The sequence below is a fragment of the Rossellomorea sp. NRS-1567 genome (assembly GCF_050467885.1).
GTDB lineage: Bacteria > Bacillota > Bacilli > Bacillales > Bacillaceae_B > Rossellomorea > Rossellomorea aquimaris_C.
Window position 1 is genome coordinate 69,096 of the sequence record NZ_JBITPL010000025.1, and the last position, 20,250, is coordinate 89,345.

General features: G+C 42.2%; 23 protein-coding genes. 10 read left to right on the forward strand and 13 right to left on the reverse strand.

Going from position 1 to position 20,250, the window contains the following annotated elements; translation table 11 throughout:
- Nucleotides 1–186: 186 nt before the first annotated feature.
- The 4 genes from ACIFOD_RS18465 to ACIFOD_RS18480 all read right to left on the reverse strand — a co-directional run bounded on the left by ACIFOD_RS18465 (nucleotide 187) and on the right by ACIFOD_RS18480 (nucleotide 4,698).
- Nucleotides 187–1,683, reverse strand: coding sequence for a coproporphyrinogen III oxidase (locus ACIFOD_RS18465; RefSeq protein WP_430315828.1), 1,497 nt, complete (start codon nucleotides 1,681–1,683; stop codon nucleotides 187–189).
- A 416-nt stretch (nucleotides 1,684–2,099) separates the two neighbouring features.
- Complete coding sequence (locus tag ACIFOD_RS18470; RefSeq protein WP_430315829.1) at nucleotides 2,100–2,972, reverse strand: HAD-IIB family hydrolase; 873 nt, start codon at nucleotides 2,970–2,972, stop codon at nucleotides 2,100–2,102.
- Between the two features lie 167 nt (nucleotides 2,973–3,139).
- Nucleotides 3,140–3,493: a YlbF family regulator gene (locus ACIFOD_RS18475; RefSeq protein WP_397553267.1), complete on the reverse strand. Its 354-nt coding sequence runs from the start codon at nucleotides 3,491–3,493 to the stop codon at nucleotides 3,140–3,142.
- A 95-nt stretch (nucleotides 3,494–3,588) separates the two neighbouring features.
- A complete protein-coding gene (locus ACIFOD_RS18480; protein WP_430315830.1) occupies nucleotides 3,589–4,698 on the reverse strand; it encodes a DUF445 domain-containing protein in 1,110 nt (369 codons plus the stop codon).
- Between the two features lie 334 nt (nucleotides 4,699–5,032).
- Here ACIFOD_RS18480 and ACIFOD_RS18485 point away from each other — a divergent pair, with 334 nt between their 5' ends.
- The 4 genes from ACIFOD_RS18485 to ACIFOD_RS18500 are packed head-to-tail and all read left to right on the forward strand — an operon-like array spanning nucleotide 5,033 to nucleotide 9,852.
- Nucleotides 5,033–6,196 carry a YheC/YheD family protein gene (locus ACIFOD_RS18485; protein ID WP_430315831.1) on the forward strand — a complete coding sequence of 388 codons (1,164 nt, stop codon included), beginning with the start codon at nucleotides 5,033–5,035 and terminating at the stop codon, nucleotides 6,194–6,196.
- A gap of 4 nt (nucleotides 6,197–6,200) precedes the next feature.
- Nucleotides 6,201–7,289 carry a YheC/YheD family protein gene (locus ACIFOD_RS18490; protein ID WP_430315832.1) on the forward strand — a complete coding sequence of 363 codons (1,089 nt, stop codon included), beginning with the start codon at nucleotides 6,201–6,203 and terminating at the stop codon, nucleotides 7,287–7,289.
- Nucleotides 7,289–8,662 (forward strand): YheC/YheD family protein, encoded by a 1,374-nt coding sequence (locus tag ACIFOD_RS18495; RefSeq protein ID WP_430315833.1) that lies wholly within the window; start codon nucleotides 7,289–7,291, stop codon nucleotides 8,660–8,662. Before ACIFOD_RS18490 ends, ACIFOD_RS18495 begins: the two co-directional genes overlap by 1 nt.
- Nucleotides 8,659–9,852 carry a YheC/YheD family protein gene (locus tag ACIFOD_RS18500; protein ID WP_397553262.1) on the forward strand — a complete coding sequence of 398 codons (1,194 nt, stop codon included), beginning with the start codon at nucleotides 8,659–8,661 and terminating at the stop codon, nucleotides 9,850–9,852. Before ACIFOD_RS18495 ends, ACIFOD_RS18500 begins: the two co-directional genes overlap by 4 nt.
- A gap of 27 nt (nucleotides 9,853–9,879) precedes the next feature.
- Here the strand turns inward: ACIFOD_RS18500 and ACIFOD_RS18505 are convergent, their stop codons facing one another.
- Nucleotides 9,880–10,278 carry a ferritin-like domain-containing protein gene (locus tag ACIFOD_RS18505; protein WP_113971242.1) on the reverse strand — a complete coding sequence of 133 codons (399 nt, stop codon included), beginning with the start codon at nucleotides 10,276–10,278 and terminating at the stop codon, nucleotides 9,880–9,882.
- 126 nt (nucleotides 10,279–10,404) lie between these two features.
- On the opposite strand from ACIFOD_RS18505, the gene ACIFOD_RS18510 reads away from it, so the two are divergent.
- Complete coding sequence (locus ACIFOD_RS18510) at nucleotides 10,405–10,614, forward strand: YheE family protein (protein ID WP_113971241.1); 210 nt, start codon at nucleotides 10,405–10,407, stop codon at nucleotides 10,612–10,614.
- A gap of 97 nt (nucleotides 10,615–10,711) precedes the next feature.
- The gene (locus ACIFOD_RS18515) at nucleotides 10,712–10,891 is read left to right on the forward strand and encodes a hypothetical protein (RefSeq protein WP_430315834.1); all 180 of its coding nucleotides are present in this window, start codon (nucleotides 10,712–10,714) and stop codon (nucleotides 10,889–10,891) included.
- 297 nt (nucleotides 10,892–11,188) lie between these two features.
- On the opposite strand, the gene ACIFOD_RS18520 is transcribed toward ACIFOD_RS18515, so the two are convergent.
- Entirely contained in the window at nucleotides 11,189–11,449 is a 261-nt protein-coding gene (locus tag ACIFOD_RS18520; protein ID WP_113971239.1) for a metal-sensitive transcriptional regulator, read from the reverse strand.
- Nucleotides 11,450–11,598: 149 nt separating this feature from the next.
- Here ACIFOD_RS18520 and ACIFOD_RS18525 point away from each other — a divergent pair, with 149 nt between their 5' ends.
- A complete protein-coding gene (locus tag ACIFOD_RS18525; RefSeq protein ID WP_430315835.1) occupies nucleotides 11,599–12,513 on the forward strand; it encodes a PucR family transcriptional regulator in 915 nt (304 codons plus the stop codon).
- A 97-nt stretch (nucleotides 12,514–12,610) separates the two neighbouring features.
- Complete coding sequence (locus ACIFOD_RS18530; RefSeq protein ID WP_430315836.1) at nucleotides 12,611–13,708, forward strand: ABC transporter ATP-binding protein; 1,098 nt, start codon at nucleotides 12,611–12,613, stop codon at nucleotides 13,706–13,708.
- A gap of 71 nt (nucleotides 13,709–13,779) precedes the next feature.
- Here ACIFOD_RS18530 and ACIFOD_RS18535 read toward each other — a convergent pair whose 3' ends face one another.
- Nucleotides 13,780–14,031: a hypothetical protein gene (locus ACIFOD_RS18535; protein WP_142675614.1), complete on the reverse strand. Its 252-nt coding sequence runs from the start codon at nucleotides 14,029–14,031 to the stop codon at nucleotides 13,780–13,782.
- A 299-nt stretch (nucleotides 14,032–14,330) separates the two neighbouring features.
- Here ACIFOD_RS18535 and ACIFOD_RS18540 point away from each other — a divergent pair, with 299 nt between their 5' ends.
- Nucleotides 14,331–14,549 carry an alpha/beta-type small acid-soluble spore protein gene (locus tag ACIFOD_RS18540; protein ID WP_034763234.1) on the forward strand — a complete coding sequence of 73 codons (219 nt, stop codon included), beginning with the start codon at nucleotides 14,331–14,333 and terminating at the stop codon, nucleotides 14,547–14,549.
- A 109-nt stretch (nucleotides 14,550–14,658) separates the two neighbouring features.
- Here ACIFOD_RS18540 and fumC read toward each other — a convergent pair whose 3' ends face one another.
- From fumC to ACIFOD_RS18560, 4 genes are all read right to left on the reverse strand, one after another.
- Nucleotides 14,659–16,044, reverse strand: coding sequence for a class II fumarate hydratase (fumC, locus tag ACIFOD_RS18545; RefSeq protein WP_430315837.1), 1,386 nt, complete (start codon nucleotides 16,042–16,044; stop codon nucleotides 14,659–14,661).
- A gap of 155 nt (nucleotides 16,045–16,199) precedes the next feature.
- Entirely contained in the window at nucleotides 16,200–16,934 is a 735-nt protein-coding gene (locus ACIFOD_RS18550) for an amino acid ABC transporter ATP-binding protein (protein ID WP_430315838.1), read from the reverse strand.
- 18 nt (nucleotides 16,935–16,952) lie between these two features.
- Nucleotides 16,953–17,648, reverse strand: a complete 696-nt coding sequence (locus ACIFOD_RS18555; RefSeq protein ID WP_113971234.1) for an amino acid ABC transporter permease — start codon at nucleotides 17,646–17,648, stop codon at nucleotides 16,953–16,955.
- Nucleotides 17,632–18,456, reverse strand: a complete 825-nt coding sequence (locus tag ACIFOD_RS18560) for an amino acid ABC transporter substrate-binding protein (RefSeq protein ID WP_397553256.1) — start codon at nucleotides 18,454–18,456, stop codon at nucleotides 17,632–17,634. Before ACIFOD_RS18560 ends, ACIFOD_RS18555 begins: the two co-directional genes overlap by 17 nt.
- Nucleotides 18,457–18,662: 206 nt before the next feature.
- On the opposite strand from ACIFOD_RS18560, the gene ACIFOD_RS18565 reads away from it, so the two are divergent.
- Entirely contained in the window at nucleotides 18,663–19,271 is a 609-nt protein-coding gene (locus ACIFOD_RS18565; protein WP_430315839.1) for an NAD(P)-dependent oxidoreductase, read from the forward strand.
- A 73-nt stretch (nucleotides 19,272–19,344) separates the two neighbouring features.
- Here ACIFOD_RS18565 and ACIFOD_RS18570 read toward each other — a convergent pair whose 3' ends face one another.
- Both ACIFOD_RS18570 and ACIFOD_RS18575 read right to left on the reverse strand, forming a co-directional pair.
- Entirely contained in the window at nucleotides 19,345–19,839 is a 495-nt protein-coding gene (locus tag ACIFOD_RS18570) for a hypothetical protein (RefSeq protein WP_397553254.1), read from the reverse strand.
- Complete coding sequence (locus tag ACIFOD_RS18575; RefSeq protein WP_430315840.1) at nucleotides 19,836–20,213, reverse strand: hypothetical protein; 378 nt, start codon at nucleotides 20,211–20,213, stop codon at nucleotides 19,836–19,838. The genes ACIFOD_RS18570 and ACIFOD_RS18575 overlap by 4 nt, the downstream gene beginning before the upstream one ends.
- Nucleotides 20,214–20,250: the final 37 nt, after the last annotated feature.

The following is a 20,250-nucleotide window of genomic DNA, read 5'->3' on the forward strand; positions in this document are numbered from 1 at the left end:
CTCTCCCCTCAATATTAGTAAGCGTTTACAAAAATATTTTCTGAATTTCTATGTCTACCTTACTAATTCGACCTTTTCAGATGTAATCCTTTAAGTATTGTTGAAAAATTCCGTTAGTCATTCATATAGCAACACGTCCTTAAATATAAATAAAAGCCGTCCAGAAGTTCTCTGGACAGCTTGTTATTATGAAAATAAGTCATTGAGGATCTTGATCTTCTTATCGGTATATTCTTTGAATCCCAGGTTGTAGGCGTTTGGCTCTTTCGGATTGGCAAAATGCGTGATCTTTCCGGTCTTCGGATCGATGAATTTACTCGCAGCGCCACAGCCGATGCCAATGATGGTTTGGACCTCTTCCATGATCATGATGTTATAGAGGCTATCCTGCCCCGGGAGAGCATAGCCGACATTTTCGAGGTTACCCAGAATGTTCTTCTGACGATATAAGTAATAGGGATCATAACCGTGTGCCTTGGTCCACTCTTCAGCAAGGTCCATCATCTTCTCGATTTCCACCCGGTCTGCCACTTTATACTTATCTTTATTCTTCGTCATTTCAGACGCGCGCTTGAAGGACAAAGTGTGGACGGTCAACGATTCAGGCATGAGCTTTTCGGTTTCATCCAGTGAATGCTGAAGTTCTGGAAGCTCTTCACCCGGTAGTCCGATAATGAGATCCATGTTGATGTTGTTCATTCCCATGTTGCGGGATAAATGAAATTTATCAATGGTCTCTTCCACGGTGTGATGACGGCCGATCGCTTTTAATGTTTCTTGTGTATACGACTGAGGATTGATGGAAATACGGTCGATATTCCATTTCTTTAGTACCTCTAGTTTATCTGGGGAAATTGTATCCGGTCTCCCTGCTTCTACCGTCACTTCCCTTACCGCGTCCACATCGGGGAATGATTGATACATTTCTTCATATAGGGCATCCATTTCTTCTGCCGTGATGCTTGTCGGTGTACCTCCACCATAGTAAATCGTCGTAATCTTGACATTATTCTCTTTGAGCCAGCGTCCCATTTCCTGGATTTCGTAGTGAAGCCCGGCCAGGAACGAATCGACCCTACCTTGTTTACCGAGAATCGCGTATGCAGGAAATGTACAATACGCACATTTGGTAGGGCAAAACGGGATTCCGATATAGATGCTCACTTCATTCTGGAGATCATAGAGATCCGGCACAACCGATAACTGACGGTCCACGATGTTTTGCATCAGCTGAATTTTTTCGTCGGTAATGAGGTATTCTTCCTTCAATTTCGCTTGAATCTCCTCCTGGGGAATCCCTAGCTGAGTCTGCTTATGTAAAAGCTTGGTAGGACGGATCCCCGTTAAGATCCCCCACTTTTGCCTGATTCCCGTCAGGTCTTGAAGTACATTCAGATACACATGAGATACTGCTGTTTTCAGCTGTTTGAAACGTTCCTTTTCATTTTCATATGATGTCCAGCCACGTTCATAGGCCGCAGTGTATGATTCGTCAGAAGACGGCTTTGTCAACACGGCTTTCGCTTCAATCTTTTCTTCTATTGAAAGTTCTATTTTGACTTGAAGATCCATGTCGTCACAACGGCCAAAGTGAATCACGGATTCTTCAAAAAATAAATTCGCAATCAATCGCAGGGGGCGCTCAAAACGCTCATCCTCGATTCCTTTTATCAAAACATTCACGTTCTAATCACCTTCCACCAAATCTAATAAGCTTTTATAAGTGTACAGAATGGGGTGGGAATGGTCAATGGTAGGCAGCCCCACTGAAATAAATACAGCGAGCCTGGGACAAAACTAAAATGCCACGATATAAAGACGAACAATAGAAGTGTAGGTTCTTAATACCGCTAATGATTTCCGTGCAAGACTACGCTTTCCGCGGGTAGCCCGTGAGCCTCCTCGGCAAGCCTGCGGGGTCTCACATAAGCTACTTTTCCCGCAGGAGTCTTCGTCTTGCACTCCAATCAACCGCTGGAAACAGCTAAAATCAAATGTACCGAAATAAATAATAAACCCGAACAAATCTGCCTTCTGAGAAGCAGATTTGTTCGGGTTTTACTTAGACTAAAACACTTTTGTCCCGGCCTCGTATCGGTTTATGATTTAATGATGTTCATTTTCTTCAGGAAAGGAATCGGGTGCTGCTTGCGGAATAGTTCTGTAACAAAATACGGGATGCCTTTTTCGCTTTGGCTCCGTGTAATCCAGTTCGCTGCATCTCTTACCTGTCTTGGGGCATCTCCCATAGCAACTCCAAGACCACAGCATTCCAAGGAGTCGATGTCATCCAGCCCCGATCCGACCATCACGATTTGATCCTTCTTCACTCCGAGACGTTCAGACAGATACATCAACCCTCGAAGCTTTGATACGCCCCTTGGCACGATATCCAGTTTATAGTCGGATGTCGGAATGGCGTCCACTTCTTCATACATTCCTTTTAAAGAAGCGACTACGTCCCACACATCTTCCCGATGCTCCATGACAACAGATATCTTCGGAACCGACATTGGATTCTCTAAGAGATGATCACTTACACGATCCACAAACTGCTTACTATAAAGTAATTTTGACTCCCTTTGCCAAGAGACTTTGGCCATATCCCTTGCCTGGGAATTGGCTTTGCCAATGATTGACCTCTTCTCATGGGATAGAGCTACTTGGCTTGAGAACCCTTCAAGAAATTGAGCAATTTCATACGTAATGTCCTCGGCAATCTTTTTTACATACATCGGTTTTTCAAGCTCCCCAGCAATGTAGGCACCACTATGTGTGACTAGCGGGGTTTTGAGCTTAAGGGCTTTGGCTACTTTCTTTGCTGAAGCAAAGCTTCTGCTTGTAACCAATGTGACCGGTACACCTTTATCTTGAACGTACTCAATTGCATCCTTTGTTTCCTTCGCAATTTTTCCGTTTTCATTTACAATCGTTCCATCAATATTTAACGCTAACATTCTATAGATTATCATTGGTGTCCCCCCTATATGTTGTCTACTCCCTTTCTTTACTTTTATGAAGGAGGGGAGACAAATATGACAAGGGGTGGGAGCAATTCGGAAATTATATGGAGCAGCTGGTAGAACTCAAAAAAAAAGACTAACCCCCGATCCGGAGGTTAGTCCCTTTGGTATCCATATTATTTCTGCATTGAACCGTAAAGTTCTTCAAGTGGTTTCATGATGACTTTGTTCAAGTCATTGATGACCATGCTCATGCGTTGCTCAGCTTCCATAAGCTTTGCGATTATTTCGTGTTGCTGAACAAGTTGAGCAGTCTTTTGAGCTTGCTCTACTTCTTCTTGAGAGATTTCTTCACCGCTCATTTGTTTTTGTTGAAGGGTCATTTGGATGTTTCTGAAGTTTTCAAACATCTTGCTAGCAGATTCGTCATTGTTTACTTCGTCATACATCTTCTTCAGTTCTAGAAATTCATCGCTTTGACGTAAAGCACTTTCCAATTCGTTCGCTTGATCGTATAAGTTAATAGCCAAAATACGTACCTCCTATAATTTCACTCTTTGTTTCCTACACCACTATAACAAACTATAGAGTGAAATTCTAGGAAGGACCCTTGAGCCTTGTTGAATTAAGAGATAAAGAGGGCTATGACCCCTTGAACGATTCCGATCACTCCTCCTAGTAATGCCCCTAAATAGGTAATCATTTTGAATTCACGACGGGAAATGCCGAGAACCAACTCTTCCAATCTTCCAACTGAAAATGATTCAACCTGCTCCTGCACAATATGCTGCAGGTGCATCTTCTCCATCAGGTTCGGAATCTTCTTCGATAAGAGGTCCGTCCCTCTATCCACCCATCTTGGAAGCTGCTTATGGAAGAAGGAATCCTTGTGAGGCTCAAGAAAGGTTCTGAGCGGCTTGGATAGGTGCCCTTCGATGTTGACGAGTTTGACCAGGGATGCCTGGACGGATTGAATCAAGTCTTCTTCCGGTAATCGATCGATGAACTCATTAAGCTGCATTTGTTTCAGTTTGGACCATTCTTTTGTCAGAAGATTGAACAGGATTTCCTGGGTTCCTTCATGCTTGATGAACTTTACGATTTCAGGCTGTACTTTGTCCGCAACAGACGTGTTGCCGAGGAACATTCCAAGCATGTTTCCGAGCATGCCCCGTTCTTTCAGAAAATCATCGATCATGATCTTCACTTTCATTTTCCCTTCAGGGCTCGTGAAATAAGTTTCCGCACGGTTTGCGATGAAGTCAACAAGCTTCGGAATGCTTTCTTCGACTTTTTCCTGCCACTTTTCAGGAAGAGCCTCCTCCAGCTTTTTAGAGGTGTAGGCTGCTTTCGTATCTTTCATTTTTACAGCTACCCACTCTTCAAGCCATTCATTAAGACGATCGGAGGATACAGGGATCTGCAGGATATCCAGCCACTCATTCACTGTTTTGTCCGATGTGAAGACAGGCTGTAATTCTTCCGCTAGCCAATGGGTTACATCCCTTTGAAAATCATCGTTCATCACTTTTTTTTGAAGACTTTCAGGAGTGATTAAATGATCGACCACCATTTTCCCGAGTTGTTTCGCTAATTCCCCCCGGCGTTTTGGGATCAACCCTGGTGTGAATGGTACTTTAAATTTTCCGATATAGTAAGCCCTATAAGGTCTGAATAACATTTTTATGGCTAATGAATTGGTGACTCCTCCAATGAGGGCTCCAATCAAAACCATGAACAGTATTAGGATGAAAGCATCCAGCATGATTGCACCTTCCTTTTCTACTTCTCTGTTTGAACATTTTTCCTGGGTTTACATAGAATGCTATATCAACATTAGCCCAATAAATCATTATAGAATCATTCGTACGGGTTATGCAAACGGGGAATAACTGATGAAGATAAAATGTTCATTTAGTTCGCATAAACATCAACATGATCATCATCACTTGTATATACCGAAGCAGATGATGAATCGATATCCTTTTCAACGAAACATGACGCTTAAATGTGGCAACTCTTCTCTTAACGTCATATGCAGGGAGGCATCCTCTGATTCTTTACAGATTATGTTAGAAACAAGCGATTCATTATTCTCCTCCATGCCAAATTTGGAAAATATATGGATATCCATCGATTCAAGGCATAGCGTCATTCATATAGGGCCGGTTGTTGCCCTATTAATCAACCAATTCGCTCTCAACACATTTCATTCTCACTCTTTAAAAGATTATTTTACAGAGTGTCAGACCTGGTTTCAACGAAAAGGTGGATTCTTTTATCTTATTCCGCTCTCTTCTTTTGTTAGGGACCTTCCTGAAGGGGTGGTATTTCTTGATCAAGACTGGGAGCTTAAACCACTTCCTGTTCCTCACGTCATTTACAATCGATGTCATTCAAGAAAGGTAGAAAGAACCCCTTCCTTTGAAAAAGCGCTCACTCAATCTGAAGAACGGAACATTCATGTTTTCAATTCCGGGTTTCTATCGAAAGACGAGGTTTACAATGCGCTGAAAGACAGCCCGCCCTTAGTACAACAAATGCCGAAAACCGTGCAGGGATTCCATTCATTGGAGGAAATGCTTTCCTTATATAAGGATGTTTTCGTTAAGGGGATAAACGGGAGCAAGGGACGTTACATTATGCGAATCCAAAAAAGAGAGAACGAGTTTATCATGTACCAGAACTCTTTCACATCACAGAGTCCACTTTCTTTCTCAACCTACTCTTCACTCTATAAGCAAATTCGATCCTGGTGCAACCCATCTTCTTATTTGGTTCAGGAAACCATTCCTTTTCTTACAGTGGAAGAGCAGCCATTAGATTTTCGATTTCTTTGCCACTTGAATGGAAAGGGAAATTGGGAAATCGTTTCTTCTGTTGCCCGGATTGCTTCTCGTGATCAATTCGTGGCAAATGTCGATCAGGGAGGACGAATCGCAAAGCCTCTTCCGATCCTTCAAGCTGTTTTTTCACCTAAGGAAAGCATTCGGGTCCTAAATGACATGAAGAAGTTATGTACGTCTTCTGCCCGACTCCTTTCTGACACGGTAGAAGGGCATTACGCCGAGCTCGGCATTGATGTTGGCATCGATGAAAGCGGGAAGCCATGGCTGATCGAAGTCAATTCCAAGCCTTCTAAACGAACATACTTGGAGAACGACCGGATTCGTCCGTCGGTTAAAGCACTCTATGAATATAGTTTCACAAAATGGATGAACAAGGAGGATTAAAACGATGAACCAATCATTGGGCATTATGACCCTTAATCCGCAAGTAACGAACAGCTACTTTCTTGGAATAGCGCAACAATCCCTCTCTTATCCTATTGATCTTTATCTGTTCTCCCCCAAAGGAATCTCTCCATTAAACGAAACCGTGGATGGATTCTATTTCAATAAAGAGTCACAATCATGGGAAAATGAAGCCTTTGAGATTCCAGAATATATTTACGACCGTACGTATTATCAAAAGGATATGCAGTCCCAGCAGGCAAAGGCCGTCGTTCAGTGGTTGAAAAATCAGGGACACATTCGATTTCTCGGCTATGGATTGCCAAACAAATGGCATCTATACGAAAAACTTAAAAAGACGCCCATCTCCCCTTATATTCCCGAAACGTATCTTCTGACCGATGGAAATCATTTATTAAATCTACTTACTGAACATAAAGATATAATAATCAAACCAGTCGATGGGGCTCATGGATTTGCTATTTATCATCTTGTGGAAAGCCAGGGGGGCATTGTCGTTCGAACAACGAAAAAGGAAGGGATCATGGAACAATCCTTCCAAAGGAAAGGAATCTTTATCAAGTGGGCGAACCGAATCCTTCAGCAGCATACATTCATTTGTCAAAAGCGGATTCTCAATCTGACGAAAGAGGGGGCTCCTTTTGATTTGCGCATCCTTTTGAATAAAAACGTTCATGGAGAATGGAGAGAATTTCAGCGGGCGATTCGAGTGGGGGAACAGCAGGCTATTCTGACCAATATCAGTATGGGGGCTTCATATAAATCATACAGTGATTGGAAGACTCTCCATGATTCCTCCTGGGACACTATAGAAGAAGAACTCACTGACATTATGGAGGAAATGCCTTTAATACTTGAAGAACATTTTTCAGCCCTGTTTGAAATTGGGGTTGATATTATGATTGCTGAGGATCAATCACTGTGGATTCTGGATATGAACTCCAAGCCGGGACATAAGGTGGTAGATGCATTGGGACAAGAGAAACTGCCATCCTTATACAATGCTCCATTAGATTATTGTGAGTTCTTGGCATCACAATCACTAACATCCTTAAGACGAGGTGATTTCTAATGCTTAAAACGTACAAAATAGAACAATTCCAAGATGAAGAAAGCCTTCTCTACCTCCCCTCTGGTTTTAAGCTGGAGGAAAAAATGTTCCCTCATACAGTGATCCTGGGAACTGCACGGCAATCCGCGGAATGTAAGCGACATCCGAATGGACGTAACGTCATTGGCATTAGCTCCGGCTTAGCGGGGAAGCTACATCTTCCTCCTAAAGTAAATTCCCTTTCCCTCTTTTGTAAAGAGGATTGTTTATATGTAGGGGTGCTCATTGGCATATTCACTTCAGGATTCACAAGCTTTAGCTTAAGCCCGATTGGTGAGCGGTCCTATTTCTTCAAAAAGCTCTTATCTGTTCAATCATCCCTTGGAGTCATTCCCTTTGTGTTTGGAGAGCGTCATATTAATTGGGAGAACGGACTGATAAAGGGATATTTTCACTTTGGAGAAGGATGGGAAATCGAGGAGATTCCTTTTCCCAATGTTATCTATGACAGACTACCGAACCGCCGCAGCGAAAAGCGGAAAACGTACCAGAGCATCAAAGAAAGACTTCAGAGGGAATACGGTATTCCCTGGTACAATCCAGGTTTTTTTAATAAGCTTGATTTGTTTGAACGACTGGAAAACGATTCTTCAGTCCAGCATCTGCTGCCGGAAACACATTCATTTCAATCATTTGACGAGATGGAAAGAATGCTTTCCTCCTATCATCACATTTATCTTAAACCGAAAAATGGCAGTCTCGGCAACGGCATCCACAAGATTACGTATAACCGCTCTTCCGAAGAATATTATTGCCGATTCAGGGATGGGGATCGTAAAAATCGCTTACTGAAATTTAAGTCCTTGGAGCAACTTGTCAATACGGTCTTTAGGAGTCGAAATCTTGATACTTTTATCGTCCAGCAGGGAATTTCCCTGTTGCAGGAAAATAACCGGCCAATCGACTTCCGGGTTCATACGAACAAAGGTGAGGATGGGACCTGGCAAGTAAGTGCAATAGCCGGGAAAGTGGCAGGATCAGGAAGTGTGACCACCCATGCGAATAACGGTGGAGAAGTGAAAATATTATCGGAGCTGTTTCCAGACGAAGCAGTTCGAGAAGTTATTGAAGGGGCGCTAAAGGAGGCAGCGTTAAGACTATCACATAGCATCGAACGGAATTTGGAAGGGTATATTGGAGAAATCGGCTTTGACTTCGGAGTGGACGAAAATCACCGAATTTGGATGTTCGAAGCAAACTCTAAGCCGGGAAGATCTATTTTTTCCCACCCCCATTTGAGGAGCTTTGATTTATTAACAAGAAAACTTGCCTTGTCATTCGGGATCTTTCTCACTCAGCAAAGCTTGAATCATCCTGAGGAAATGATTCCATGAACATCCTTTATGATCGGGTGAAGAAGACCTTTTTTCATGTGGAAGAATCCATCACGACCTATGGGTTTGCGAAGAATTCCTTTCTGCTTTCTTCTAAGGATTCAAAAGATTGCTATCAATTCACCATCTCACCCCATCATAAGAATATTCCGGCGGTCCCCCTTATCGGAATCGTAGCAAGTAAGGAGGAAAGGAATAAATACAAGGGGAATTTTGAATTGTTTCGATCGATTCAACTGGATGTTGAACAGGCAGGTGGAATCTGTTTTGTCTTCTCTCCCCAAGATGTTTTCGGTGATTCCATTTCCGGGATCATGTACAATCAGCCATTAAACAAATGGGTGAAATGCCTATTTCCCGTTCCAAACGTCATATACAATCGCGTTCCTTCGAGGCATGCTGAGCAAAATCATGCCTACGAGAAGCTCCTCCATTTTATCAAGGAACATAAAATTCCATTTTTCAACCCTCATTTCTTTAACAAATGGAAAATATACGAGCTTCTGTCCAACAGTCGTGAACTCGATCCATACCTGCCTCAAACTGAACTTGTCACAAATGAAGAGTCCTTCACCCACTTTCTTACGACGCATAAAAAAGTGTACGTGAAACACTCTCTCGCTTCACAAGGAAAAGGAATCAGACTCATCGAGATCGATGACAATGGACGTATCCTGTGCAAAAGCATTAAAAAAATGGAGAGGTTCTTAAACGTATCCCGCCTGTTTCAATCATACAGCGAATGGTTTAATAGTAACCAGTGGATCATGCAGGAAGCCGTCTCCTGTAAAACATTGCATGATCATCGTTATGACTTCCGTATTTTAGTCCTTCACACCGGAGAAGATTTTCGTTTAATAGGCATTGGCGTCCGCATGTCTCAGCGACAGGAAGTCACCACTCATGTACCTACCGGTGGGAAGATTATTTCACTTAAAGAAGTCGCAGATGCTCATACCAAAAAGGAAATCTCACGGATCGTTCAAACATGTGGGGAAGAGCTTGCTAAATCCTTTGGGTATGTTGGAGAGTTCTCCATCGACTTAGCTCCCCGGGAACATGGGGGATTTGTATTATTTGAAATCAATTCAAAGCCCATGAGCTTCGATGAAGAAGAAATTGAAAGCAAACGCCGAAAACAGCTTGTCCGCACATTCCTCACACTCAGTGCCAAAAATAACGAAGGTTGAATCCAGGTGGTTCAACCTTTTTCATTCTTACCGTAATGAATTATAGATAGTAGAAAATCTCGTAGCATGTTCCATTTCATCAGTCATGGCAATAAAAAGGGGCTTATAGGCTTGTTGATTGGGAATCTCCAGCAGCATGTCCCTGTAGAATTCTGCAGCCTCAAGCTCATCCTTCAGTGCCCTCAGGACTCCTTCTTTAAAAGTAGTAAACCCTACCTTCTCTTTCTTGTGCTCGTAATACTCCCCCGTTAATAAATAATGGAGGTATTGGAACATTTCATAATGCACTTTTTCATCCTTCCGGGCATGATCGATAAACTCTACATATAATGGATTATTCGTCCGCCCTTTTAATTCTTTATAGAAATAATAGGCTGTCCATTCATCACTTATCGCCTTTTGCAAATCACGAATAAACGAATTCATTCTTCGTCCCTCCTCTATCTCTTCAATAAATTCTATTAGAGGAGAATTCCATTTATGATACATTTAACACCCACACCTACACAGCATGTAGTAAAACGTTTACAATAATAGTGGAGGTGATGAAAAATGATTCAACATTTTCAATATAAAAGCATGTTCGAAAATAAACAGCTCCCCGGCTGGACGTTTTCCTTTTACTTCAGCGGGACAAAATATCAAGGGAATTACCATAAAGACGGTAAAATTGAATGGACCGGAGCCACTCCTCCGGCTGATAAGGAAGACTCCCTTAAGAAGCAGCTTCATGAACTGATGCTATTCCACGTTTATGATTGATGGAACGTACATAATTCACCTAAAAAAAAGAAATTAATGAGCCTTCATGTATAACTTCAGCTTCCTTTCCAAAACTAAAGTAAGGAGGCTGATGAGCATGAAAAAAGATGATCAATTCCTTCCTGATACCAATTACGAAGGAAAAGAAAAAGCATTTCTCGATGTGGACCGTTTTATCAACGAAGGCATGTCCGGTGGTTCCGTCCACATGAGGGAAAACACAACCAACATCGAAGAAGCAATCGAAATAACGGACTACGAAGAACCACCGAAATAGAAAAGCGGAGGGGGCTTGCCCAGAGGCGACAAGCATAAGACGAGAATGCCGGAAAGGCGCTCTTTGCCTTTTTGGCATTTTTGGCTAATGACCTCGAGCCTCTAGCCACCGGAGCTGGACAAATAGAAAAGCGGAAGCGCCTTGTTCAGCCCTGACAAGCATAAGACGGGCTTGCTGGAAAGGCGCTTTTGGCCTTTTTAGCAAGACTGACTTATGACCTCGAGGGGCTAGGCGCTGGAGCTGGACAAACAAAAAAGCTGCCAAAAAGGATCATGATCCTTCGGCAGCTTTTAGTATTTATCGACTTCTGACAAGCATATTGACGGCTTCTTGAATGGCTTCTTCTGCGTTGATGCCCTCTTCTTCCGATTCACGTATGCAGGCTTCCAGGTTCTTCGCAACGATGAGACCTAATGTACGATCAACGGCAGTACGTACGGCAGATAATTGAGTCACAACATCCTTACAATGTTTTTCCTCTTCCATCATTTTCAATACGCCGCGCACTTGACCTTCAAGACGTTTCATTCGATTCGTAACTTCTTTAGTATATTCCATTTAGGACACCCCATAATGATTTATTCATTCTTCAATAGTATTAAAATTAGCGATTTTTTGCAATCATGCACACTTTGATTAATCCAACTATTTCAGTACAATAGACATTATAACCTTTTTTACTATAATAATGAACAAAGAGGGATGACATGTTTACATCTTTACGTAAAAAATTTCCTGCTGCCATAATCCAAAACCATTATCCAACCAGTCTTGCATCCACAAAGATTTGGTTTGCAAATGAAGAAGAAGATGAATACATAGGCATTGATAGAAGTGAGATCACTCAAGAGGAAATGGAGTTATTACACTGCTTGTTCAAAGAAATCATAAGTCCATCCGGATCATTCAATGATTCTCCCGACTCAATGGAATGGTTCAACTTTTTATATAAGAATGGGCCAATGCCTTCAAATACAGACGGCGAATTCCGTATCATTCAATTCTCAATGAAGGAGAGTTTGGACCGGCTTCTGTTAACAGAGGCGTTCCAACATCTTTTGCCTCTCAACACGATTCTTGTATTACAAGATGATAACATGGGGTTGCTCATTGAAGGGAAAAATGAATGGAATTTGGATGAAGCGCAATTACTGTCGATTTCCCATGTAATTGAATCGGACTTCTTCGTCAGTCTTTCTTATTTCATAGGACAATTCCATGAGGTTCCACAATTCCCTCTCACCTTTAAATATGAGCGGGAATTGTTTTCATTCTCAAGAACCGTGCAGAAGCAGGCATTCATTCAATCCGTGGTGACGGTTCTGCCTGAATTTGCTCTGCATCATTTACCTCTGGAATGGAAAAGACAGATTTTCACAAAGGTGGCTGACACCTTTCAGGAAGATCCTGAATTGATTCAAACTGTTAAAGCTTTTCTCGAACATCAATCAAATATCAGTCAGACTGCCAAGAAACTATTTATGCATCGGAATAGCGTACAGTATCGAATTGATAAGTTCATTGAAAAAACCAATATTGATATTAAAACGTTTCAAGGTGGAATTTTAGCCTATTTCGCATGCTTGAACTTTCAATCTGACAACCTGCATAAAAAAAAATAATGAACTTTGTGCAGGTTGACCATATCGTTTTGAATCCGCTTTCTCTACAATAGGGCTATAGATGAAAACGATTGCATTTCAAGGAGGAGAAGGTAAAATGGCTGAATTAAAATTAGAAAATATCCACAAAATTTATGATGGTAAGGTTACGGCAGTAAATGACTTTAATCTTCATATTCAAGATAAAGAGTTTATCGTATTTGTAGGACCTTCAGGTTGCGGGAAGTCCACGACTTTGCGTATGATTGCTGGACTGGAAGAAATCTCTAAAGGAGATTTCTCTATCAATGGAAAGCGCGTAAACGATGTGGCACCGAAAGACCGTGACATCGCCATGGTTTTCCAGAACTATGCCTTATACCCACACATGAGCGTATATGATAATATGGCCTTTGGTCTTAAATTACGTAAGTTCGATAAACAAGAAATTGACCGTCGTGTTCAAGAAGCGGCTAAGATCCTTGGTCTTGAAGCACTGCTTGATCGTAAACCAAAAGCATTATCAGGTGGTCAGCGCCAGCGTGTAGCACTTGGCCGTGCCATCGTTCGTGATGCGAAAGTGTTCTTAATGGATGAGCCATTATCCAACCTTGATGCTAAGCTTCGTGTGCAAATGCGTGCAGAGATCGCCAAGCTTCACCAACGTTTACAAACTACTACGATCTACGTCACACATGATCAGACAGAAGCTATGACAATGGCAACACGCATTGTTGTCATGAAAGATGGAGTCATCCAACAAGTTGGTTCTCCTAAAGAAGTATACGATAAGCCTGAAAATGTTTTCGTAGGCGGATTCATCGGATCTCCTGCCATGAACTTCTTCCACGGATCCCTTGAAGATGGGAAATTCGTCATTGGAAATACGAAAGTTTCTGTACCTGAAGGAAAAATGAAAGTGCTTCGCGAACAAGGTCATGTAGGCAAGAGCATTGTTCTGGGAGTGCGTCCTGAAGATATTCATGATGAGCCACTTTTCCTGGATACTGCTCAAGGTGCGAAAATCACTGCGAAGATTGAAGTATCTGAGTTAACAGGTGCTGAAACAATGCTTTACTCTCAATTAGAAGGACAAGAGTTTGTAGCCCGCGTTGACTCTCGTACCGATATCGCTGCCGGTCAAACAATTGAACTTGCTTTTGATATGAACAAAGCTCATTTCTTTGATTCAGAATCTGAGTCAAGAATTCGATAAAATAAAAGCTTATATTTCTTCATTAAAAAAATGCCGCACTCATTCACGAGTGCGGCATTTTTTGCCATCGTTTAAAACTCTGTCAAATCTATGCTTTTCCCCTCTTCTTCCCCACATCGTATGCATGTGAAAAGATGAAGGCAAGTATCAGAGCAGCTGCTATTCGGAATGCCATCGGCTAATTGTACATGCTGGATATCCATATAGGCACTGTACTCATCATAAAAATCATAATATCTTCCCTGATCTGTTGTAGAGTCCCCGCACTTACGGCAAAGTCCCCTGTATTCAACGATCCCATTACATAATGCGCAAGCTTTCATGCTGTGTCACCATACTTTCAATCTAATTCATTGTATAGTGGTATCTTTTTTACAATCACGATGATTTATGTAGAAAACTTATAGGAAGTTAACAGGAATAAATTCCCTGTCATCACGTTGAATATATTGCCCCAAACAAACCATAATACCTAGTAACAAGGCAGTAACAAAGCATTCTCTTACTCCACTCGATGGGTTACGCCATTATTAGAATGGTCGCTCATGGAATAGCGGGCTGGTGCAAATCCAGCTAACCCAACCAAAAAAAAATCTTATACATTTTAAGGAGATGACAGATTATGCAACAGCAACAATCTCGCAGCAATTCATCTAACCAACTAGTAGCTCCAGGAGCTCAACAAGCAATCGACCAAATGAAGTACGAAATCGCTTCTGAATTTGGCGTACAATTAGGACCAGATGCTACAGCTCGTGCTAACGGTTCTGTAGGTGGAGAAATCACTAAACGCCTGGTTCAAATGGCTGAACAACAAATCGGTGGCGGGTACCAAAAATAATCAGCAATTTCATTTGGATAAAGCCCCCGGTCTGTTTGCCGGGGGTTTTCATTTTGGCTGTCTCTCCTATTTAAAAAGAACTGACTCTGGCAGGAGCCGACAATTCATACTATTTATTATGAACCATGCTTGCCGGATCGATCCACTTATCATACTCCTCTTCTGTCAGATATCCTGATTCGATGGCTGCTTCTTTTAATGTAGAGCCATTGTTGTGGGCTTTCTTGGCTATTTCAGCCGCTTTTTCATACCCTATATAAGGATTTAAAGCGGTTACGAGCATAAGGGACCTTTGAACAAAGTCTTCTATCACCTCTACGTTCGCTTCAAGTCCTTTCACACACTTATCATTAAATGACTTTATACCATCTGTAAGCAGGCGTACAGATTGCAGCATGTTATAGATGATGACCGGTTTAAATACATTAAGTTCGAAGTTTCCTTGGCTAGCGGCAAATCCGATGGCCGCGTCGTTCCCAAATACTTGTGTCACTACCATCGTCACTGCTTCACTCTGGGTGGGATTCACTTTACCCGGCATGATCGAACTTCCTGGTTCATTGGCAGGTATGGTTAATTCGCCAATCCCACTACGTGGACCGCTCGCTAACCACCTGACATCGTTGGCTATTTTCATCAGATCTGCTGCCAGTGCTTTTACAGCTCCGTGCACGTACACGATTTCATCGTGGGACGTTAGGGCATGAAACTTATTATCAGATGAGATAAACTTGATGCCTGTCTGAGCTTCTAATTGCCTTGCCACTTTGGCACCGAATTCCGGATCGGCGTTGATCCCCGTACCGACAGCCGTCCCGCCGATAGCCAAGTTGACTAATTGATGAACGCTTTCCCTCAGCATACTATAGGATTTCTCCATCATGGCGCGCCATCCGCTGATTTCCTGACCGAGGGTCAATGGTGTTGCATCCTGAAGATGGGTACGGCCGATTTTAATAATGTCACTGAATTGGTCTTCTTTTTCTCTTAGTGTCGCAGTGAATTCCTGAATGACAGGAAACAGCGTTGCTTCGATTTCCTGGTACGCTGCGATATGCATGGCTGTAGGGAATGTATCATTGGAGCTTTGGGACATGTTCACATCATCATTCGGATGGACTTTTTCATCCGATCCTTTATCTTTGAGAATTTCATTCGCACGATAGGAAACGACTTCATTTATGTTCATATTGGATTGTGTACCGCTTCCTGTTTGCCATACTACAAGGGGAAAATGGGCATCCCACTTTCCTTCGAGGATTTCATCACATGCCTCTCCGATTGCCTTCTTCTTGGCATCTGAAAGCTTACCAAGTGAGTGATTGACGACTGCGGCGGCTTTCTTTAACTGTGCGAAGGCATATGTAACCTCAATGGGCATTTTCTCTGTACCGATTTGGAAGTTTTCTTTACTTCGCTGCGTCTGCGCTCCCCAATATTTTTCCTTGGGTACCTTCATCTCTCCGATTGTGTCACGTTCTATACGATATTCCATTCTAGTTCCTCCCTTAAATGACTCATCTATTACCATATTTCCACTAATCAGGGTGATCTAACCTTTTTCAGAAAAGTTTATTAGTCTCACCTCACATTATGACCATAAACCTAAAAAAAGATGAATGAGCATGAGTCTCATTCATCTTTTACAATTTATTGTATTAAGTTCAGGAATTGTTTCGTACGTTCGTTCTTAGGGTGTTCAAACACTTCTTGAGGAGAGCCTTCTTCAACGATATACCCACCATCCATGAAGATGACTTTATCAGCTGCTTCTTTGGCAAATCTCATTTCATGAGTCACGACAATCATGGTCATTCCTTCTTCAGCAAGGTCCTTCATTACTTTTAGAACCTCTCCAACCAATTCAGGATCTAGTGCTGAGGTTGGTTCATCGAAGAGCATCACTTCAGGCTCTATCGCTAATGCTCTTGCGATTCCGACTCGCTGCTGCTGTCCTCCTGAGAGCTGGAATGGATAGTAGTCCACTTTGTCACCGAGTCCTACTTTTTCAAGCAATCTTATCGCTTTTTGCTTTGTTTCGGACTTATTGCGTTTTTGGACGACATTTGGTCCTTCCATTACGTTCTCCAGTGCGGTCATGTGGGGAAACAGATTATAGTTTTGGAACACCATGCCTGTTTTCCGTCTAAGTTTAATAAGCTCCTGCTTGGAAACCTTCTTATTGAAATCAACGGAAGTCCCGCCAATTGAAACGGTTCCGTCATTCGGTGATTCCAGTGCATTTATACAACGCAGGAAGGTTGTCTTTCCTGAACCCGACGGGCCGATAAGGACGATCACCTGGCCTTTATTGACTTCAACATTCATTCCTTTTAATACTTCTAATTGATCAAATCGTTTGGTTAATCCTTTGATGGAAATCATATTCAATCTCCTTTAATATTACTTGGCAATATATCGGTCCAGTCTTGTCTCGATACGCCCTTGAATGATGGATAGAATAAAGCAAATGATCCAGTACAGCAAAGCAGCCTCCATGTACATGAGCAGGAACTCATAGTTTGTGGCAGCGATTTCCTGTGCTTTTCTGAACATTTCCGTTACGAGAATTAAAGAAGCAAGCGAGGTATCCTTCACCAAACTAATGAACGAGTTCGATAGCGGTGGGATGGATACTCTGGTAGCCTGCGGCAGGATGATTCTCTTTAAGGCCTGTGAATACGTCATACCAATAGAATAACCCGCTTCCCATTGGCCCTTAGGAATCGATTGAATCGCTGCACGGACGATTTCAGAGGAGTAGGCACCTTTATTCAATGAAAAAGCAATGATGGCAGACGGGAACGGATCAAACTTTATTCCAAGTGTCGGTAAGCCGTAGAAAATAATGAACAATTGAACGAGTAAAGGTGTTCCCCTGATGGCAGATACATAGAATCGTGCAATTCCCCTTAGAATCGATACATTGGACAATCGGGCAAGGGCTGTAAGGACGGCCAGGATCATTCCTAAAGCAAAAGAAATCAGCGTCAGAGGGATAGAATAATACAAAGCTCCCTCTAGCATTGGAAGCAGGGAGCTTTGTAAAATATCAATCATTGCTTCAGGATCCTGGTAGATACTACTTAGGAGATACATCTTCTCCGAACCATTTCTCAGAAATCTCTTTGTACGTACCGTCTTCTTTCATTTCCTCTAACGCTTTGTTTACTTCTTCCACTAACTTGTCGTTACCTTTACGGAACATGAGACCACTTTGACCGGCATCTTCAGCTTCAGCCGCAATTTTGACATTGGCATTCGGCTGTTTCTTTAAATAATCCAGGATAGAGATTTTATCGTTCACTGTTACGTCCACTCTCCCTTGTTCAAGGAGTTGGATGGATTGTGACAGCCCCTCTACACCTTGGATTTCTGCACCATTTTTTTCAGCGATGTCGCGGTAGTTACTTGTCAGTGATTGAGCAGAAGTTAATCCCTTTATGTCTTCAAATGATGTAACGTCTTTATTGTCTTTCGATACAACCACTACTGCACTTGATTCAATATATGGTTTTGAGAAATCATATTTCTCCTGGCGATCTTCACGAATTCCCACTTGGTTTGCAATCATATCAAAACGTTTGGAGTTCAGTCCTTCAAACATTGCGTCCCACTGAGTTTCCTGGAATTTCGCCTCGACACCAAGACGCTTCGCTACTTCACGGGCAATCTCTACGTCAAACCCAGTCAGTTCCCCGGATTCGTCGTGGAATGTGAAAGGAGGATATGTACCTTCCGTGCCAACAAGTAATTCTCCTTCTTCCTTCACTTGATCGTAAAGTGAAGTTTCAGAACCTTCTTTAGAATCACCGCTGGAGTCTTCTTTATCATTAGATTGACCACACGCAGCTAATACCATGGATAAAGCAATTAGCATGATGATGGATAATTTCCATTTTTTCATTGTAAAACCCCCACTATTCTTATCGGATTTAAAACTATTACGAATGTCATCATAAAACGATACAAGGAATAAGTCAATACAAAAGTTTCAATTCGAGACTTTTTCATTCTCCACACTCATTAGTATGTATTCTCATAGGCTCAATCATGTAAAGAATAACGATTTTGCGATAAACTATTTCTAATGGGAAAAGGGAGGTCATAATGATGAAAATCGCTTTATTTGGAAGTACGGGGCGAGTCGGTTCTGTTGTCTTTCAACAAGCAAACTCCACACATGAAGTGAATCGCCTGGTTAGAAAATATAGGGATGGACAAACATCTGATATGGATATTGCTGGTGATGTATTGAATGAAGCAGATGTTATGAAAACCATAGAGGGGTGCGATGCGGTGATCAGCTGCTTGAATACGGATAAAAATGACGTACTTTCAAAGAGCATGCCCATCCTCTTAAAAGCAATGAGGCATCATGGTGTAAAACGTATCATTACCTGTGGAACAGCAGGGATCCTTCAAGCCCGAAAGGAATCCAGTCTGTATCGATTTCAGTCAAGTGAATCTAAACGAAGAAGCACGACTGCTGCCGAAGACCATTTAAGAGCCTATTTAATTTTAAAAGCTTCAGAAATGGATTGGACGATTGTTTGTCCCACTTATTTACCAGATGGAGAGCGCATTGGGGAATACCGGACAGAGGATGATGTCCTTCCCGAAGACGGAAAAAGCATCTCCATATATGACACGGGGGATTTCATCTACCAACAGCTGGAAGATGATCGCTATATCAGAACTCGCGTGGGGATTTGTTACTAAGTGTCGGGACGCAGATCTCTTGTCCCAAATTGACCAAAAAAAAGTAGGGACAGTCCCCTGTCCCTACTACCCATTATTTGAATATAGTTGAAATGATTTCGTCTGTTGTCATTCCGCTCTCGACTTCGAAAGTACCAGGGCGCAAATCATTCTCAAGTCCGCGCTTTTCAACTTCTTTGTAGAAGTCGAGGCCGCTTTTGATGATGTTTGCGTTTTCCAGGGCATTTCCGACATCAATACTTGTCATACCGGTAGAAACAGTCAATATGGTCTTGTAAACGACCTTATCGTCCGTTTTTTCCTCTTTCTTATCTTCCGCTTTCTCTTCCTGTTTCTCGGTCATGGCTGAAAGCTGCTTGTTCCACTCTGCTTCTGTATGTATAACAAAACCGTTTGAAGTCAGTTGTTTTACCATTTCTTCCTCTGAAAGCTTCTCCGTTTTAACGGTTTCCACTTTCGCTGTACTCTCGGCTTCCGAAGGACCAAACATATAAACGGCACCGATTGACGTCGTTGCGATTAAGAGACCTGCAGCAAAACTGCGCAATGAATTAGGTGTCACTCTCATTGTGCTACTAAGCTCCTTTCAGTCTTCCTTGTCATGTAAGGAGCAAGCATGCGCTCTACCGCATTCGGTGGGAGCTGTTTTTTGGATGCAATGCTTTCAATAGAATACCCTCTTTTATGTAAGTCAAGCATCTCACGCAGCATAAACCGTTCTTCCGATTCCGCTGGTGCTGCCCCAGACTGTTGTGCTGTAATTTCAGCATCTAATTGAATATTCCGTAACTGCTTCTCCAGGTCATGTACTTCATTCAATACTGAAATTGAAACATGCTCTATTTGTTGTTCAAGTTGCGAGTTGGATTGTGTCGTTTTAATAAACGATATAATGAGCAGCACGACGGCTGTCCCAAATAAAATGGCGATTGCCCATCCCATCATAGGATCCTCCCTTTATGAAACTTTTTTATCAATT

Excerpts from the sequence above, each read along its gene's own strand:
- ACIFOD_RS18470 (WP_430315829.1), bottom strand. The coding sequence starts at position 2,972 with ATGATAATCTATAGAATGTTAGCGTTAAATATTGATGGAACGATTGTA.
- ACIFOD_RS18480 (WP_430315830.1), bottom strand. The coding sequence starts at position 4,698 with ATGGTTTTGATTGGAGCCCTCATTGGAGGAGTCACCAATTCATTAGCC.
- ACIFOD_RS18485 (WP_430315831.1), top strand. The coding sequence starts at position 5,033 with ATGTTAGAAACAAGCGATTCATTATTCTCCTCCATGCCAAATTTGGAA.
- ACIFOD_RS18490 (WP_430315832.1), top strand. The coding sequence starts at position 6,201 with ATGAACCAATCATTGGGCATTATGACCCTTAATCCGCAAGTAACGAAC.
- ACIFOD_RS18495 (WP_430315833.1), top strand. The coding sequence starts at position 7,289 with ATGCTTAAAACGTACAAAATAGAACAATTCCAAGATGAAGAAAGCCTT.
- ACIFOD_RS18500 (WP_397553262.1), top strand. The coding sequence starts at position 8,659 with ATGAACATCCTTTATGATCGGGTGAAGAAGACCTTTTTTCATGTGGAA.
- ACIFOD_RS18505 (WP_113971242.1), bottom strand. The coding sequence starts at position 10,278 with ATGAATTCGTTTATTCGTGATTTGCAAAAGGCGATAAGTGATGAATGG.
- ACIFOD_RS18510 (WP_113971241.1), top strand. The coding sequence starts at position 10,405 with ATGATTCAACATTTTCAATATAAAAGCATGTTCGAAAATAAACAGCTC.
- ACIFOD_RS18515 (WP_430315834.1), top strand. The coding sequence starts at position 10,712 with ATGAAAAAAGATGATCAATTCCTTCCTGATACCAATTACGAAGGAAAA.
- ACIFOD_RS18520 (WP_113971239.1), bottom strand. The coding sequence starts at position 11,449 with ATGGAATATACTAAAGAAGTTACGAATCGAATGAAACGTCTTGAAGGT.
- ACIFOD_RS18525 (WP_430315835.1), top strand. The coding sequence starts at position 11,599 with ATGTTTACATCTTTACGTAAAAAATTTCCTGCTGCCATAATCCAAAAC.
- ACIFOD_RS18530 (WP_430315836.1), top strand. The coding sequence starts at position 12,611 with ATGGCTGAATTAAAATTAGAAAATATCCACAAAATTTATGATGGTAAG.
- ACIFOD_RS18535 (WP_142675614.1), bottom strand. The coding sequence starts at position 14,031 with ATGAAAGCTTGCGCATTATGTAATGGGATCGTTGAATACAGGGGACTT.
- ACIFOD_RS18540 (WP_034763234.1), top strand. The coding sequence starts at position 14,331 with ATGCAACAGCAACAATCTCGCAGCAATTCATCTAACCAACTAGTAGCT.
- fumC (WP_430315837.1), bottom strand. The coding sequence starts at position 16,044 with ATGGAATATCGTATAGAACGTGACACAATCGGAGAGATGAAGGTACCC.
- ACIFOD_RS18550 (WP_430315838.1), bottom strand. The coding sequence starts at position 16,934 with ATGATTTCCATCAAAGGATTAACCAAACGATTTGATCAATTAGAAGTA.
- ACIFOD_RS18555 (WP_113971234.1), bottom strand. The coding sequence starts at position 17,648 with ATGTATCTCCTAAGTAGTATCTACCAGGATCCTGAAGCAATGATTGAT.
- ACIFOD_RS18560 (WP_397553256.1), bottom strand. The coding sequence starts at position 18,456 with ATGAAAAAATGGAAATTATCCATCATCATGCTAATTGCTTTATCCATG.
- ACIFOD_RS18565 (WP_430315839.1), top strand. The coding sequence starts at position 18,663 with ATGAAAATCGCTTTATTTGGAAGTACGGGGCGAGTCGGTTCTGTTGTC.
- ACIFOD_RS18570 (WP_397553254.1), bottom strand. The coding sequence starts at position 19,839 with ATGAGAGTGACACCTAATTCATTGCGCAGTTTTGCTGCAGGTCTCTTA.
- ACIFOD_RS18575 (WP_430315840.1), bottom strand. The coding sequence starts at position 20,213 with ATGGGATGGGCAATCGCCATTTTATTTGGGACAGCCGTCGTGCTGCTC.